The organism is Azospira restricta (assembly GCF_016858125.1).
GTDB classification, from domain to species: domain Bacteria; phylum Pseudomonadota; class Gammaproteobacteria; order Burkholderiales; family Rhodocyclaceae; genus Proximibacter; species Proximibacter restrictus.
In genome coordinates this window covers 1,896,103-1,911,917 of record NZ_CP064781.1, presented here as the reverse complement: position 1 = coordinate 1,911,917, position 15,815 = coordinate 1,896,103, and the positions used below count along the sequence as shown (strand labels likewise).

Annotated in this window: 10 protein-coding genes, 4 tRNA genes, 3 rRNA genes and 1 other RNA gene; 3 read left to right on the top strand and 15 right to left on the bottom strand. The window is 61.9% G+C overall.

Features of this window, described 5'->3' with window-relative positions; genetic code table 11:
• Positions 1–66: 66 nt before the first annotated feature.
• The 14 genes from IWH25_RS09390 to IWH25_RS09325 form a co-directional block, all read right to left on the bottom strand.
• Entirely contained in the window at positions 67–777 is a 711-nt protein-coding gene (locus IWH25_RS09390) for a cytochrome c1 (RefSeq protein WP_203389037.1), read from the bottom strand.
• A 13-nt stretch (positions 778–790) separates the two neighbouring features.
• Positions 791–2,089 (bottom strand): cytochrome b, encoded by a 1,299-nt coding sequence (locus IWH25_RS09385; protein WP_203389036.1) that lies wholly within the window; start codon positions 2,087–2,089, stop codon positions 791–793.
• Positions 2,090–2,092: 3 nt separating this feature from the next.
• Positions 2,093–2,689 carry a ubiquinol-cytochrome c reductase iron-sulfur subunit gene (gene petA, locus IWH25_RS09380; RefSeq protein WP_203389035.1) on the bottom strand — a complete coding sequence of 199 codons (597 nt, stop codon included), beginning with the start codon at positions 2,687–2,689 and terminating at the stop codon, positions 2,093–2,095.
• A gap of 108 nt (positions 2,690–2,797) precedes the next feature.
• Positions 2,798–3,397 carry a recombination mediator RecR gene (gene recR, locus IWH25_RS09375; protein ID WP_203389034.1) on the bottom strand — a complete coding sequence of 200 codons (600 nt, stop codon included), beginning with the start codon at positions 3,395–3,397 and terminating at the stop codon, positions 2,798–2,800.
• Between the two features lie 64 nt (positions 3,398–3,461).
• A complete protein-coding gene (locus tag IWH25_RS09370) occupies positions 3,462–3,785 on the bottom strand; it encodes a YbaB/EbfC family nucleoid-associated protein (protein ID WP_238999053.1) in 324 nt (107 codons plus the stop codon).
• Positions 3,786–3,797: 12 nt separating this feature from the next.
• A complete protein-coding gene (dnaX, locus tag IWH25_RS09365; RefSeq protein ID WP_203389033.1) occupies positions 3,798–5,489 on the bottom strand; it encodes a DNA polymerase III subunit gamma/tau in 1,692 nt (563 codons plus the stop codon).
• Between the two features lie 75 nt (positions 5,490–5,564).
• Positions 5,565–5,663: signal recognition particle sRNA small type (gene ffs / locus IWH25_RS09360), an RNA gene on the bottom strand.
• Positions 5,664–5,797: 134 nt separating this feature from the next.
• Positions 5,798–5,911 (bottom strand): 5S ribosomal RNA (gene rrf / locus IWH25_RS09355).
• A 97-nt stretch (positions 5,912–6,008) separates the two neighbouring features.
• Positions 6,009–8,894: ribosomal RNA gene (locus IWH25_RS09350) — 23S ribosomal RNA — on the bottom strand.
• A 234-nt stretch (positions 8,895–9,128) separates the two neighbouring features.
• A tRNA-Ala gene (locus IWH25_RS09345) sits at positions 9,129–9,204 on the bottom strand.
• 14 nt (positions 9,205–9,218) lie between these two features.
• Positions 9,219–9,295 (bottom strand) — tRNA-Ile (locus IWH25_RS09340).
• Between the two features lie 66 nt (positions 9,296–9,361).
• Positions 9,362–10,899 (bottom strand): 16S ribosomal RNA (locus IWH25_RS09335).
• The 16S, 23S and 5S rRNA genes sit together here with 3 tRNA genes alongside, the layout of an rRNA operon.
• Positions 10,900–11,058: 159 nt before the next feature.
• A tRNA-Met gene (locus IWH25_RS09330) sits at positions 11,059–11,135 on the bottom strand.
• 144 nt (positions 11,136–11,279) lie between these two features.
• Positions 11,280–11,897 (bottom strand): nucleotide-binding protein, encoded by a 618-nt coding sequence (locus IWH25_RS09325; protein ID WP_203389032.1) that lies wholly within the window; start codon positions 11,895–11,897, stop codon positions 11,280–11,282.
• 112 nt (positions 11,898–12,009) lie between these two features.
• Between IWH25_RS09325 and IWH25_RS09320 the strand changes: the two genes are divergently transcribed.
• Together IWH25_RS09320 and paaX are read left to right on the top strand one after the other, a co-directional pair.
• The gene (locus tag IWH25_RS09320; RefSeq protein WP_203389031.1) at positions 12,010–12,846 is read left to right on the top strand and encodes an IclR family transcriptional regulator; all 837 of its coding nucleotides are present in this window, start codon (positions 12,010–12,012) and stop codon (positions 12,844–12,846) included.
• Complete coding sequence (paaX, locus tag IWH25_RS09315) at positions 12,843–13,877, top strand: phenylacetic acid degradation operon negative regulatory protein PaaX (RefSeq protein ID WP_203389030.1); 1,035 nt, start codon at positions 12,843–12,845, stop codon at positions 13,875–13,877. Before IWH25_RS09320 ends, paaX begins: the two co-directional genes overlap by 4 nt.
• Here the strand turns inward: paaX and IWH25_RS09310 are convergent.
• Positions 13,844–13,917 (bottom strand) — tRNA-Thr (locus tag IWH25_RS09310). The genes paaX and IWH25_RS09310 overlap by 34 nt on opposite strands.
• A 100-nt stretch (positions 13,918–14,017) precedes the next feature.
• Here IWH25_RS09310 and IWH25_RS09305 point away from each other — a divergent pair.
• Entirely contained in the window at positions 14,018–15,805 is a 1,788-nt protein-coding gene (locus IWH25_RS09305; RefSeq protein WP_203389029.1) for a GGDEF domain-containing protein, read from the top strand.
• The last annotated feature ends 10 nt before the right edge of the window (positions 15,806–15,815 follow it).

Sequence of the window (15,815 nt, the reverse complement as noted above, 5' to 3'; positions counted from 1 at the left end):
ACGAATCGGCATCGCTGCGACGCAGGGGCTGCCTGCGCCGGCGATGCCGTGGACCAGGGCGGACGCTTAGTGGACGTCTTTCCAGTATTCCTTCTTCAGCTTGTAGGCGAAGACGAAGAGCACGGCAAGGAAGGCCAGCACGATCCAGCCGAGCTGCTTGCGGAACTCCTGCACCGGCTCGCCCATCCAGACCAGGAAGCCGACCAGGTCGGAAACGGCCTGGTCGTACTCCTTCGGCGACATCTTGCCGGGGACGACCAGTTCGAGCTTGTGGTCCTTGTTCAGGACCTGCTCGCCCTGCAGCTCCCACAGGATGTGCGGCATGCCGACGTTCTCGAAGACGACGTTGTTCCAGCCGGTCGGACGCTTGTCGTCGCGGTAGAACTGGCGCAGGTAGGTGTACAGCCAGTCGGCGCCGGAACCGTCGGCCGAGCCGCGGGCGCGGGCGATGATGGTCAGGTCGGGCGGCGCGGCGCCGAACCACTGCTTCTGCTCCTCGGTGCGGGCGGCGATGCGCATCGGCTCGCCGATCTTGTCCGCGGTGAACATCAGGTTGTCCTTGACCTGCTGCTCGGTGAGGCCCAGTTCCATCAGCTTGTTGTAGCGCATGTACGACGCGCCGTGGCAGTTCAGGCAGTAGTTCACGAACAGCTTGGCACCGTTCTGCAGCGCCGGCTTGTCGGCGACCGAGCCCGGCCACTTGTCGAGGTGCAGCGCCGCACCGCTGGCGAAGGCCAGCAGCGGCGCGAAAAGCAGTGCGACGAGAATCTTTTTCATGTTGTCCATCCCCTTAACCCGTAACCCGATCCGGCGCCGGACGGTACTTGTCGACCTTCGAGTACCACGGCATCAGCAGGAAGAAGCCGAAGTAGATCAGGCTGCACAGCTGCGAGACCTTCTCGCCCCAGTACGACGGCGCCTGCGTGCCGAGGTAGCCGAGGATGAAGAACGAGATCACGAACAGCGTCAGGAAGGTCTTGTAGATCGGGCCGCGGTAGCGGATCGACTTCACCGGGCTGCGGTCGAGCCACGGCAGGAAGGCGAAGATGACGACCGACGCGCCCATCGCCACCACGCCCCAGAACTTGGCGTCGATGCCGAAGATCGGCCAGACGACCGCGCGCAGGATCGAGTAGAACGGCGTGAAGTACCAGACCGGCGCGATGTGCGGCGGGGTCTTCAGCGGGTCGGCCGGGTAGAAGTTCGGACGCTCCAGGAAGTAGCCGCCGCCTTCCGGCGCGAAGAACATGATCGCCGAGAAGACCATCAGGAAGACGACGACGCCGACGATGTCCTTGACCGTGTAGTACGGGTGGAACGGGATGCCGTCGAGCGGATTGCCCTTCTCGTCCTTCTTCGCCTTGATCTCGACGCCGTCCGGGTTGTTCGAGCCGGTCTCGTGCAGCGCCAGGATGTGAGCGGCAATCAGGCCGAGCAGCACCAGCGGGAAGGCGATCACGTGGAACGAGAAGAAGCGGTTCAGCGTCGCGTCGCCGATGACGAAGTCGCCGCGCAGCCAGATCGACAGCGGCTCGCCGATCAGCGGGATGGCCGAGAACAGGTTGACGATCACCTGGGCGCCCCAGAACGACATCTGGCCCCACGGCAGCAGGTAGCCGAAGAACGCCTCGCCCATCAGGCACAGGAAGATGCCGACGCCGAACAGCCAGGTCAGTTCGCGCGGCTGGCGGTACGAGCCGTACATCAGGCCGCGGAACATGTGCAGGTAGACGACGATGAAGAAGGCCGAGGCGCCGGTCGAGTGCATGTAGCGGATCAGCCAGCCCCACGGCACGTCGCGCATGATGTACTCGACCGAGGCGAAGGCCACCGGCACGCCGTTGGCGTTCAGCGCCGCATCCGGCTTGTAGTGCATGACCAGGAAGATGCCGGTGACGATCTGGATGACCAGCACCAGCAGCGCCAGCGAGCCGAAGAAATACCAGAAGTTGAAGTTCTTCGGTGCGTAGTATTCGGTGAGGTGGCCCTTGATGCTGGCGGTCAGCGGGAAGCGGGCGTCGACCCACTCCAGCACGTTGCCGCCGAACGAGCCGTCCGACTTGTACTTTTCGAAATTGGTGTTCGCCATGGCTTAGGCCCCCTTCTTGTCTTCGCCGATCAGGATGCGGTTGTCGGCGATGTAGTAGTGCGGCGGAACGACGAGGTTGTCCGGAGCGGGCTTCGCCTTGTAGACGCGGCCGGCGAAGTCGAAGGTCGACCCGTGGCACGGGCACAGGAAGCCGCCCAGCCAGTCGGCGCCCATGCCCTCGTCGGCGCCCTTCTTGAACTTCGACGACGGCGAGCAGCCGAGGTGCGTGCAGATGCCGACGACGACCATGATCTCGGGCTTGATCGAGCGGGTCTCGTTCTTGGCGTATTCGGGCTGATTGGGCTTGTCGGACTTCGGGTCGGCGACCTGGTCGGCGAGCTTGGGCAGCGTCTCGAGCATGTCCTGGTTGCGGTGGATGATCCAGACCGGCTTGCCGCGCCACTCGACGGTCATCATCTGACCCGGTTCGAGCTTGCTGATATCGGCCTCGACCGGCGCGCCGGCCGCCTTGGCACGCTCCGAAGGCAACATGCTGGAAACGAACGGCACGAGCGCCGCGACCGCCCCAACGCCCCCCACGGCCGCGGTCGAAACGACGAGACGTCGCCGGCCGCAGTCCACTTTGCACTCATTGCTCATAGCGCTGATCCCTAGGACTAAGATGAATGGGAATAAAACAAACCCAAAATTATACCTCAGTTCGAGGGCCATTAGAATGGCGGCAAGCCGCCGGGAGCGCGAGAAGGCTCAGTCCGCGAGCGGCCGCCGCTCGCGGACGGCCTGCGCCAACGTGCCGCTGTCGACGTATTCGAGCTCGCCGCCGACCGGCACGCCGCGGGCGATGCGGCTGACGCCGATGCCGCGACTCTTGAGCAATTCGGAAAGATAGTGGGCGGTCGCCTCGCCCTCGTTGGTGTAGTTGGTGGCGAGGATGACTTCCCTGACCACGCCGTCGCAGGCACGCGCCAGCAGGCGATCGAGCTTCAGCTCGCGCGGCCCGATGCCGTCGAGCGGCGAAATCCGCCCCATCAGCACGTAGTAGAGGCCGTTGTAGGCGTGCGACTGCTCCATCATGTTCATGTCGACCGGCGTCTCGACGACGCAGAGCAGCGACGCATCGCGCTTCGGCGACGCGCAGCGCTCGCAGACCTCGGCCTCGGTGAAGGTGTTGCAGCGCTGGCAATGGCGGATCGCCTGCAGCGCCGTCTCCAGGCTCTCGGCCAGATGCTGGGCCCCCTGCCGGTCGCGCTGCAGTAGGTAGTAGGCCATGCGCTGCGCCGATTTCGGGCCGACGCCCGGCAGGCAGCGCAGCGCTTCGATCAGGGTTTCGAGGCTGGAGGGGGTCAATTCGGTCGACAGGCGGAACAATCGGCGCGGCGCCGAGCGGCGCCGCGTGGCTGCGGAAAGCGCATCAGAACGGCATCTTGAAGCCGGGCGGCAGATTCAGCCCGGCGGTGAAGCCGGACATTTTCTCCTGCGAGATCTGCTCGCCGCGGCGCACGGCGTCGTTGAAGGCGGCGGCGATCAGATCCTCGAGCATTTCGCGGTCGTCCATCACCGACGGGTCGATGCTGATGCGGCGCACGGCGTGCGCACAGGTCATCGTCACCTTGACCATGCCGGCGCCGGACTGGCCCTCGACCTCAAGTTGCGCCAACTGCTCCTGCGCCTTCTTCATATTTTCCTGCATCTGCTGGGCCTGCTTCATCAGGCCGGCGATACCGCCTTTCATCATGGTGCTCTGTCCTCAGATCGGTTTGATGGATGATTCGATGAGCTGCGCGTCGAACATCTCGATGACCTCGCGCACGAAGCCGTCCTGTTCGATCGCGGCAACCGCCTTTTCCTGGCGCTCCTCGCGCGCGCGCTGGGCGTTCGCTGCCGGCGTCGCCCCTTCCGTGTCGGCGAGTTCGATGCGCACGACCAGCGGCCGTCCGAAATGCTCGGAGAGGGCCTGTTGCAGCTTGTCCTGCGCCGGTTTCATCTGCAGGTGCCGGTGCACCGGCGCCAGCCGCAGCGACACCTGGGTGGCATCGACCGTGCGCAGCTCGCAATGCTGCGCGAGCTCGCGCGCCATGCCGGACAGCTTCAGTTCGGGCAACAGGCGATGCCAGTCGTCGTCGCCGGCAGCCGTCGGCAGCGGACGCGGCGCGGCGGCGGGTGCGGCTGCAGGCGTGACGGCGGGCGCGGCAACAGGCGTATCAGTGGGTACGGCGGCGCGGGGGGCCGCCTGCCTCTCGCCGGGCGCCGCGACAAGCGCCGCCGGCTCGGCGCGATAAACCGCTTCCGGTGCGCGCGCCTGCGGCGAAGTGCGCGACGCCTTGTTCGCCGCTGGCGTCGGCATCGCATCGCCGCTTTCCGGGCGGAACGCATGCAGCCGCAGCACCGTCATCACGAAGCCGGCGTAGTCATCGGGGGCCAGCGCCAGTTCCTGACGGCCGTGCACCGCGATCTGATAGGCCAGCTGGACGAACTCCGGATCCATGCGCGCCGCCAGGTCGAGCAGGCGCGCGCGCTCCGGCAGGTCGTCGGCGATCGCCTGCGGCGCCAGCTGGGCGACCTGGATGCGGGTCAGCAGGGTCGCCAGCTCCTGCAGCGCGGCGTCGAACGACAGACTGCGGCCGGCCATGTCGTCGGCGACACCGAGCAGCGTCGCGGCGTCACCAGCCAGCAGTGCGTCGAGCAGCGAGAAGAGATAGTCGAGGTCGACGGTGCCGAGCATGTCGCGCACCTGCCCTTCCTCGACCTTGCCGGAACCGTGGGCAATCGCCTGATCGAGCAGCGACAACGCATCGCGCATCGAGCCGGCGGCCGAACGCGCCAGCAGGTTCAGCGCGCCCGGCTCGTACGGGATCGCCTCGCTGTCGAGGATACGCGACAGATGTCCGCTGATCGCGGCCGGCTGCATCTGCTTGAGATTGAACTGCAGGCAGCGCGACAGTACGGTCACCGGAATCTTCTGCGGGTCGGTCGTCGCCAGGATGAACTTGACATGCTCGGGCGGCTCCTCCAGCGTCTTCAGCATCGCGTTGAATGCCGAGTTCGAGAGCATGTGCACTTCGTCGATCACGTAGACCTTGTAGCGCCCCCGCGTCGGCGCGTAGACGGCATTCTCGAGCAGTTGCCGCATCTCGTCGACGCGCGTGTTGGTTGCCGCGTCGACCTCCAGCAGGTCGACGAAGCGCCCGCTGTCGATTTCGGCGCAGGCGGAACAGACGCCGCAGGGCGAGGCACTGATGCCGACCTCGCAATTCAGCGACTTGGCAAGGATGCGGGCGATCGTCGTCTTGCCGACCCCGCGCGTCCCGGTGAACAGATAGGCATGGTGGAGCCGCTGCTCGGACAGCGCATGCGTCAGCGCACGCACGACATGCTCCTGGCCGACCAGGGTTGCGAACGACTTGGGGCGCCACTTGCGCGCGAGGACTTGGTAGCTCATCGGCGAATTGTACCCCAGCGGAAAACATGCGCCGCCGACATCGGATCCGGCTCGGCGGCGGCGAGGAAAGGGGAAGGTGGCGAGCCTGACCCCCGGCACTTGCAGACAATGGCTGTGGCTGCTTCCTTCCGGACCTGACCAGATTCACCACCCTGCAATGCGGGGAGACCCGCCACGACGCATCGTACCACAAGCCTCGTTTTTCCGAACGCGAATCGCGTGAAAAACATTGCGGCTGCAGGCTTTCAGAGGGGAGCCCAGAAAGCGCAACACCCCGCAGTGTTGAACTGCGGGGTGTTGAAAGGGGAGCCTGGCGGTGACCTACTTTCGCACACGAGCTGTGCACTATCATCGGCGCGGTTTCGTTTCACGGTCCTGTTCGGGAAGGGAAGGGGTGGGTCCGAAACGCTATGGCCGCCAAGCATAACTTGTCCGTTCGTCGCTGGTGCGGCGAACGCAAAACGGGAAGAAGGGGGTTGTGATTGTTGTGTATTGGGTTGCGTGCAGATCCAAGGTTATAGGATCAAGCCGCACGGGCAATTAGTACTGGTTAGCTTAACGCATTACTGCGCTTCCACACCCAGCCTATCAACGTGGTGGTCTTCCACGACCCTTCAGGGGGATCGAGTCCCCGGGGAAATCTTATCTTGAGGCGAGTTTCACGCTTAGATGCTTTCAGCGTTTATCTCTTCCGAACTTAGCTACCCGGCGATACGACTGGCGTCATAACCGGTACACCAGAGGTTCGTCCACTCCGGTCCTCTCGTACTAGGAGCAGGCCCCCTCAAATTTCCAGCGCCCACGGCAGATAGGGACCAAACTGTCTCACGACGTTTTAAACCCAGCTCACGTACCTCTTTAAATGGCGAACAGCCATACCCTTGGGACCGGCTACAGCCCCAGGATGAGATGAGCCGACATCGAGGTGCCAAACACCGCCGTCGATATGAACTCTTGGGCGGTATCAGCCTGTTATCCCCAGAGTACCTTTTATCCGTTGAGCGATGGCCCTTCCATACAGAACCACCGGATCACTATGACCTGCTTTCGCACCTGCTCGACTTGTGGGTCTCGCAGTCAAGCACGCTTATGCCATTGCACTATTAGCACGATGTCCGACCGTACCTAGCGTACCTTCGTACTCCTCCGTTACCTTTTGGGAGGAGACCGCCCCAGTCAAACTGCCTACCATGCACGGTCCCAGATCTGGATTCACAGACCATGGTTAGAACCTCAAACAAACCAGGGTGGTATTTCAAGGACGGCTCCACCGAAACTAGCGTCCCGGTTTCATAGCCTCCCACCTATCCTACACAGATCGGTTCAAAGTCCAATGCAAAGCTACAGTAAAGGTTCATGGGGTCTTTCCGTCTTGCCGCGGGGAGATTGCATCTTCACAAACATTTCAACTTCGCTGAGTCTCAGGAGGAGACAGTGTGGCCATCGTTACGCCATTCGTGCAGGTCGGAACTTACCCGACAAGGAATTTCGCTACCTTAGGACCGTTATAGTTACGGCCGCCGTTTACCGGGGCTTCGATCAAGAGCTTGCACCCCATCACTTAACCTTCCGGCACCGGGCAGGCGTCACACCCTATACGTCCACTTTCGTGTTTGCAGAGTGCTGTGTTTTTATTAAACAGTCGCAGCCACCATTTCACTGCAACCCTATCGGCCTTCGCCCGCGAGGGGCTACAACCTACCAGGGCGCACCTTCTCCCGAAGTTACGGTGCTAATTTGCCGAGTTCCTTCTCCTGAGTTCTCTCAAGCGCCTTAGAATTCTCATCCTGCCCACCTGTGTCGGTTTGCGGTACGGTCTCTTTGTAACTGAAGCTTAGAGGCTTTTCTTGGAAGCATGGTATCAATCACTTCGCGGTCGAAGACCGCTCGTCGTCACGCCTCATCTAAGCCCGGCGGATTTGCCTACCAGGCACGACTACACGCTTAAACCGGGACGTCCAACACCCGGCTGACCTAACCTTCTCCGTCCCCCCATCGCATTACAAAGAGGTACAGGAATATTAACCTGTTTCCCATCGACTACGCTTTTCAGCCTCGCCTTAGGGGCCGACTCACCCTGCGCCGATGAACGTTGCGCAGGAAACCTTGGGCTTTCGGCGAGCGGGCCTTTCACCCGCTTTATCGCTACTCATGTCAGCATTCGCACTTCTGATACCTCCAGCATCCCTTACGAGACACCTTCGCAGGCCTACAGAACGCTCTCCTACCATATGCTTACGCATATCCGCGATTTCGGTGCATAGTTTGAGCCCCGTTACATCTTCCGCGCAGGACGACTCGACCAGTGAGCTATTACGCTTTCTTTAAAGGATGGCTGCTTCTAAGCCAACCTCCTGGCTGTCTAAGCCTTCCCACCTCGTTTCCCACTTAACTATGTCTTTGGGACCTTAATCGGCGGTCTGGGTTGTTTCCCTCTTGACACCGGACGTTAGCACCCGATGTCTGTCTCCCAAGCTCGCACTCCACGGTATTCAGAGTTTGCTATGGCGAGGTAAGTCGCGATGACCCCCTCAACCATTACAGTGCTTTACCCCCGTGGGTGATACTTGAGGCACTACCTAAATAGTTTTCGGAGAGAACCAGCTATTTCCGGATTTGTTTAGCCTTTCACCCCTATCCACAGCTCATCCCCTAGTTTTTCAACACTAGTGGGTTCGGACCTCCAGTACCTGTTACGGCACCTTCATCCTGGCCATGGATAGATCATCCGGTTTCGGGTCTACGCCCAGCAACTAATCGCCCTTATCAGACTCGGTTTCCCTACGCCTCCCCTATTCGGTTAAGCTCGCTACTGAACGTAAGTCGCTGACCCATTATACAAAAGGTACGCAGTCACCCCCGAAGGGGCTCCCACTGTTTGTATGCATGCGGTTTCAGGTTCTATTTCACTCCCCTCCCGGGGTTCTTTTCGCCTTTCCCTCACGGTACTGGTTCACTATCGGTCGATCACGAGTATTTAGCCTTGGAGGATGGTCCCCCCATATTCAGACAGGGTTTCACGTGCCCCGCCCTACTTGTCGCAGACTTAGTACCACCGATTTGTTTTCGCGTACGGGGCTATCACCCACTACGGCCGCACTTTCCAGAGCGTTCCACTAACAAATCGACTATCACCTGCAGGCTGATCCCATTTCGCTCGCCACTACTTTGGGAATCTCGGTTGATTTCTTTTCCTCCGGCTACTTAGATGTTTCAGTTCACCGGGTTCGCCTCCACGTGCCTATGTATTCAGCACGGGATACTCCTTGCGGAGTGGGTTTCCCCATTCGGACATCTACGGATCAAAGCTTTATTGCCAGCTCCCCGTAGCTTTTCGCAGGCTTACACGTCCTTCATCGCCTGTGATCGCCAAGGCATCCACCACATGCACTTAGTCGCTTGATCCTATAACCTTGGACCCTCTTCTCGAGGACCGGGCTACAGGCAACTCAATGTTCGTGCATTCGTACTAGCTGTAATACGAATCACGATGCAATCACAACCGTGTCTCTGGTATTGGTTGTCGGCACCAGAGACACAACCTTCTTCCGTTTTGTTAAAGATCGAACTGCACTCTGTCCAGAGGCCAGAGGTAAACAAGAACGCTGCGCGCTTGCTTACCTGTGATCTCTGCGCCAGTGGTGGAGGATGACGGGATCGAACCGACGACCCCCTGCTTGCAAAGCAGGTGCTCTCCCAGCTGAGCTAATCCCCCGTTCCTTCAAACGTTGGTGGGTCTGGTTGGAATCGAACCAACGACCCCCGCCTTATCAAGACGGTGCTCTAACCGACTGAGCTACAGACCCTCCGTCTGTGCAGTGACTACAAACAACCGATAGGTTGTGGATACTTGGCAGGCCGTGTTGCTCTAGAAAGGAGGTGATCCAGCCGCACCTTCCGATACGGCTACCTTGTTACGACTTCACCCCAGTCATGAATCCTACCGTGGTAATCGCCCTCCTTGCGGTTAGGCTAACTACTTCTGGTAGAACCCACTCCCATGGTGTGACGGGCGGTGTGTACAAGACCCGGGAACGTATTCACCGCGACATGCTGATCCGCGATTACTAGCGATTCCGACTTCACGTAGTCGAGTTGCAGACTACGATCCGGACTACGATCGGCTTTCTGGGATTGGCTCCACCTCGCGGCTTGGCAACCCTCTGTACCGACCATTGTATGACGTGTGAAGCCCTACCCATAAGGGCCATGAGGACTTGACGTCATCCCCACCTTCCTCCGGTTTGTCACCGGCAGTCTCAATAGAGTGCCCAACTAAATGATGGCAACTATTGACAAGGGTTGCGCTCGTTGCGGGACTTAACCCAACATCTCACGACACGAGCTGACGACAGCCATGCAGCACCTGTGTCCAGGCTCCCTTTCGGGCACCAATCCATCTCTGGAAAGTTCCTGGCATGTCAAGGGTAGGTAAGGTTTTTCGCGTTGCATCGAATTAATCCACATCATCCACCGCTTGTGCGGGTCCCCGTCAATTCCTTTGAGTTTTAACCTTGCGGCCGTACTCCCCAGGCGGTCGACTTCACGCGTTAGCTACGTTACTAATGGGTTTAACCCCACCAACAACTAGTCGACATCGTTTAGGGCGTGGACTACCAGGGTATCTAATCCTGTTTGCTCCCCACGCTTTCGTGCATGAGCGTCAGTATTGGCCCAGGGGGCTGCCTTCGCCATCGGTGTTCCTCCACATCTCTACGCATTTCACTGCTACACGTGGAATTCCACCCCCCTCTGCCATACTCTAGCCTCGCAGTCACAAACGCAGTTCCCAGGTTGAGCCCGGGGATTTCACGTCTGTCTTACGAAACCGCCTGCGCACGCTTTACGCCCAGTAATTCCGATTAACGCTCGCACCCTACGTATTACCGCGGCTGCTGGCACGTAGTTAGCCGGTGCTTCTTATGCTGGTACCGTCATCCACACCCCGTATTAGGAGATGCGATTTCTTCCCAGCCGAAAGAGCTTTACAACCCGAAGGCCTTCTTCACTCACGCGGCATGGCTGGATCAGGGTTGCCCCCATTGTCCAAAATTCCCCACTGCTGCCTCCCGTAGGAGTCTGGGCCGTGTCTCAGTCCCAGTGTGGCGGATCATCCTCTCAGACCCGCTACGGATCGTCGCCTTGGTGGGCCTTTACCCCGCCAACTAGCTAATCCGACATCGGCCGCTCCGAAAGCGAGAGGTCTTGCGATCCCCCTCTTTCCTGCTCACAGAATATGCGGTATTAGCGTAACTTTCGCTACGTTATCCCCCACTTCCGGGTACGTTCCGATGCATTACTCACCCGTTCGCCACTCGCCGGCATCCCGAAGGACCCGCTGCCGTTCGACTTGCATGTGTAAGGCATGCCGCCAGCGTTCAATCTGAGCCAGGATCAAACTCTTCAGTTCAATCACTGCTAAAACTCGCTTGACGTTGCAGATTCAAGTTTCCTTAAACCTTGCTACTTCGTGCGAGCACTTCAATTTAATCGCAATGTCAGCCAAAGCCAACTTCACAACCAAACCAAGCACCCACACCTATCGGTTGTCTGGTTTTTAAAGAACATTTGGTTGCGGGGACAGGATTTGAACCTGTGACCTTCGGGTTATGAGCCCGACGAGCTGCCAGACTGCTCCACCCCGCGTCCGTCTTCTGCTGTATTGCTGCATCAGCAGAGAAGCGAAATTCTATACTTCTTTTTCGCTCCTCGTCAACACTGCGCCGGTAAATTTTTTCTTCGCTGCTTTCGCTGCGACACCGGCGCCGTTGCGAGGGGGCGAACTATAGCCTAGTCATTCAGCCAGTGCAAGAGATTTTGCCACTGCTCTTCATCACGCCGATGTTTTGCCCGCGGCGGATCGAAAACAGTCAGGCCGGCGGCGGCCGCGTTGACGTAGTTCTGCGTATTGCGCAGATAAGCCAGGATGGGGATGTCGAAATGGCGGAGGAACTCTTCGAGCATCATCGCCGCCCGCGTGCGCGGATCGACGCGCATGGCGACGATGCCGATTGCCGCCTTGCGTCCGCGCATCTCGCTGCGGATCGAATTGAGGAAGTCTTCGGTCGCCGCCATGTCGAAGACGGAAGGGACGACCGGAACGACCACCTTATCCACGTGGCGCAGATAGTCGGACAGCTTGTAGCCCTGCAATCCGGCCGGCGCGTCGAGGACGACCCAATCCGGTTCCTTCGGCAGGTTGAACAGCATCTGGTTGCCGGCGAAGTAGCCGGTCACCGGTGGCAGCGACGGGTCGCGGAACGCCATCCAGCGCAGCGCCGACTGCTGGCGATCGAGATCGCACAGTGTCACTTTCCGTCCCTTGTTCGCGAAATGCCCGGCGAGGTTCGTCGCCAACGTCGTCTTGCCGGCACCGCCCTTCGGATTGGCGACCATCACTGCACGCATGCTTCCTCCCGTTGATTTGAATGCCGATGAATTATACGCAGGCACGCCCGAACTGCCCCGCTTCTCGCTTCACGGCTAAAATGTCACATTGCACAATAAGGTAGGTCACCAGATGACGACTACTCCCGAGAAGCAGCGACAGGGCATCCAATCGATCGAGGTCGGCACCCGCCTGCTGCGCGCGCTGGCCGCACACGGCCGGCCGATGATGCTGCGCGACCTGGCGAAGAACGCCGGGATGCCGGCGGCCAAGGCGCATCGCTACCTGGTCAGCTTCATGCGCATGGGGCTGGTCGAGCAGGACGGCAACACCGGCCGCTACGACCTGGGCAGCTTTTCCCTCGAACTGGGCCTGGCCAGCCTGTCGCGGCTCGACCCGGTCCGCCTCGGCACCCCCATCCTCGACGACCTGTGCGAGCGGATCGGGGAAACGGTGGCGCTGGCCATGCTCGGCAACCACGGCGCGACCATCGTGCGCTGGATGGAGGCCGGCGGACCGATTACCGTCACCCTGCGCACCGGCACCGTGCTGCCGCTGGCGAATTCGGCAACCGGGCGCGCCTTCGTCGCCTACTGCCGCGCCCCCTTCTTCAAGAAGCTGCTGGAAAAGGAGTTGCGCGCCAACGCCGAAGCGACCGACAAGACGGTCACGGCGCAAGTGCGCGAACTCGAGCCGATCATCGACGAAATCCGGCTGCACGGCATCGCACGCGCCAGCAACAGCCTGACGCCGGGAATCAACGGCTTCAGCGCGCCGGTCTTCGACCACACCGGCCACATGGTGGCGGCGATCACCTCGCTCGGCTCGGTAGGCAACTTCGACACCGAATGGAACAGCCCACTGGCGCTGGCGATCAAGGAAGCAGCCCATGCCCTGTCGTTGCGCCTGGGCTACAACGAGACGGAACAGCCGCCGGCGCCGAGCATCCTGGCCTCGATCTCACGATGACGCACCGCCGGATCGAGCGCTGGATCTCGACGACGCTGGCCGAGATTCCGGTCCGGACGAACTCGCTGATCATCACCATCTTCGGCGACGCCATCGCCCCGCACGGCGGCGCCGCCTGGCTCGGCGGGCTGATCGAGCTGCTCGCTCCCCTCGGCGTCAACGCCCGGGCGGTGCGTACCAGCGTCTTTCGCCTGACCCAGGAAGACTGGCTGCACGCGCAACCGATCGGCCGCCGCAGCGTCTACGGCCTGACCCCGGCGGGGCAGCGCCGGATCAGCCACGCCTACCGGCGCATCTACGATACGCCGCACGAACCCTGGAACGGCGAGTGGCAGATGGTGATCATTCCGGACGGAGTCCTGCCGGCAAAGCAGCGCGAGGAGCTGCGCCGCGACCTGCTGTGGGAAGGCTACGGCGCGCTCGCCCCGAATGTGTTCGCCCACCCCGCCGGGGGTGTCGACCAGCTGCGCGACGTCCTGCAGCAGACGGGAAGCGACAACAAGGTGGCCGTGCTCAAGGCGACGACGCTGAACGGAATCGTCGGCACGCCCTTGCGCACGCTGGTCCATCAGTGCTGGCATCTCGACCGCCTGGCCGACGACTATCGGCGCTTCGCCGAACGCTTCGGTCCGCCGTTGAAATGGCTCGCCGACGGCGACCGCGGCGACCCACAGCAGAACTTCGTTCTGCGCACGCTGCTGATCCACGAGTTCCGCCGCATCCAGCTGCGCGACCCGCAGCTGCCGGACTCGCTGCTCGCTGCCGATTGGCCCGGCCACACCGCGCGCGCGCTTTGTCGCGAGCTCTATGCATTGACGCTGCCGGGTTCGGAGGCGCACCTGCTGGCGACCCTTTCCGTTCCGGAAGGGCGCCTGCCGGACGCCGACGCAAGCCTTTATCGCCGATTCGGCGGCATCGCGGCAGGGGAAGCGGTGGCGGTCGCCGCAACGGAACGACGGAGGAAAGGAACAGGCGAAAGGCCGAAGGCCCTCGACGGTGGTGCCCCCGCCCGGAATCGAACCAGGGCCTGATGCTTACAAGGCAACTGCACGACCTTCATGCTACGGGGGCAAACCGGGGCGGATTATAGCCGAACGCACCTTCCCGCGCTTCCGGCGCGCGGCGTCCGGCATTAGAATTGCCCGCACCAATCGCTGATCGGACGCCCCTCATGCCGCCACTGAGCAATCCCATCGAAATTGCGCGCGAGGCGTTCCGCCTGCTCGCAACGCGCCGGATTGCGCCGACCCCCGAAAACTACCGCACGGTCTATCACGAAATCGCCGGCACGCGCGCCGAGGAAGTCGTCACGTTCCCGGCGGAGCAGTTGAAGTCCCTGCAACAGGGCCTGCCGCGCGCGACCCCGGCGCAGCTGCGGCTGGCACGCGAGCTGGAACAGGCGGCCAAGGAGGAGAACTGGACCGCCTACCGCGACACGCTGGTGCGCTTCATCGAGGAGCAGAGCGCGGTCGAATCGCTGCCCTGGGGCGAGCTGATCAACAGCCTGCTGCGGGAATGGGAATCCAGCCGCGCCGGACTCACGCCGGGGAAAAAGCGCGAGGCGCTGGAGCACCTCTTCGCCAGCAGCGGGAACAACGCCGAAACCCTCTACAACCGCCTGCAGAGCCTCGTCCGCGCATGGTCGCAAGGCGCGCGCGGCGACGAGCAGGAGCTGGTCGTCGGCGACATTCCGCCCCCTCCGGAGACCCCGCACGCCGAGGGCGCGCCGGCGCCTGCCCCGCCCCCTTCCCGCGCCAGCGAACTGCTGCCGCAGATGCGCGACCTGCTCGCCTTCGCGCTCGAGAATGCCGTGGCGGCGCAGATCGTCGAGGCACCCGAGCTTTCCGCCCAGGCCAGGGCGCTGGCGGACATGGCACGCAAGGCGAACAGCGTGCAGGCGATCGAAGCCCTGCTTGCCGAGCTGAAGCGTTTCGCCTACCGCCTCGAGCTGCTCGCGGACGACCGCAGCGAACTGCGCGCCGGCCTGCTGCATCTCCTTCAGCTGATCGTCGACAACATCGGCGAACTGGTGGTCGACGACCAGTGGCTGCAGGGGCAGATCGCGGTGATCCGCGATATCGTCGCCCGCCCGCTGAGCCTGCGCACGATCGACGACGCCGAACGGAGGATCAAGGAGGTCGTGTTCAAGCAGAGCCAGCTCAAGCACAGCCTGGTGGAGGCCAAGGAAGCGCTGAAGACGATGCTGGCCGGCTTCGTCGACCACCTCGCCGAGTTCGCCGAGAGCACCTCCGACTACCACGACAAGATCGAGGCCTGTGCGCAGAAGATCAGTGCCGCCGACGACATCAACCAGCTCGCCGACGTGGTGCAGGAAGTGATGCGCGAAACGCGCGTCATTCAGCTCAACGCGCAGCGCTCGCGCGACGAACTGCAGGCCACCCGCCGGCGCGTGCAGGAGACCGAGCAGCGCATCGGCGAGCTGCAGCACGAACTCGAAAAGGCCAGTTCGCTGGTCCGCCACGACCAGCTGACCGGCGCGCTCAACCGGCGCGGACTCGAGGAGGCCTTCGACAAGGAGGCGGCGCGGGCACAGCGGCGCCGCATGCCGCTCTGTCTGGCGTTGCTGGACATCGACAACTTCAAGAAGCTGAACGACTCGCTCGGCCACGACGCCGGGGATGCGGCGCTGATCCACCTGGCCACGGTGATCCGCGAGTCGATGCGGCCGCAGGACACCGTCGCCCGCTTCGGCGGCGAGGAATTCGTCATCCTGCTGCCGGACACCGCCCTCGACGACGCGAACCGCGCGCTGGTCCGCCTGCAGCGGGAGCTGACCAAGCGCTTCTTCCTGCACAACAACGACAAGCTGCTGATCACCTTCAGCGCGGGCGTTACCGAACTGCGCAGCGAGGACTCCCAAGACGCGATAATGAAGCGGGCGGATCGGGCGATGTACGCAGCCAAGGCCGCTGGCAAGAACCGCGTGCAAACGGCATAGACCGCGCCCG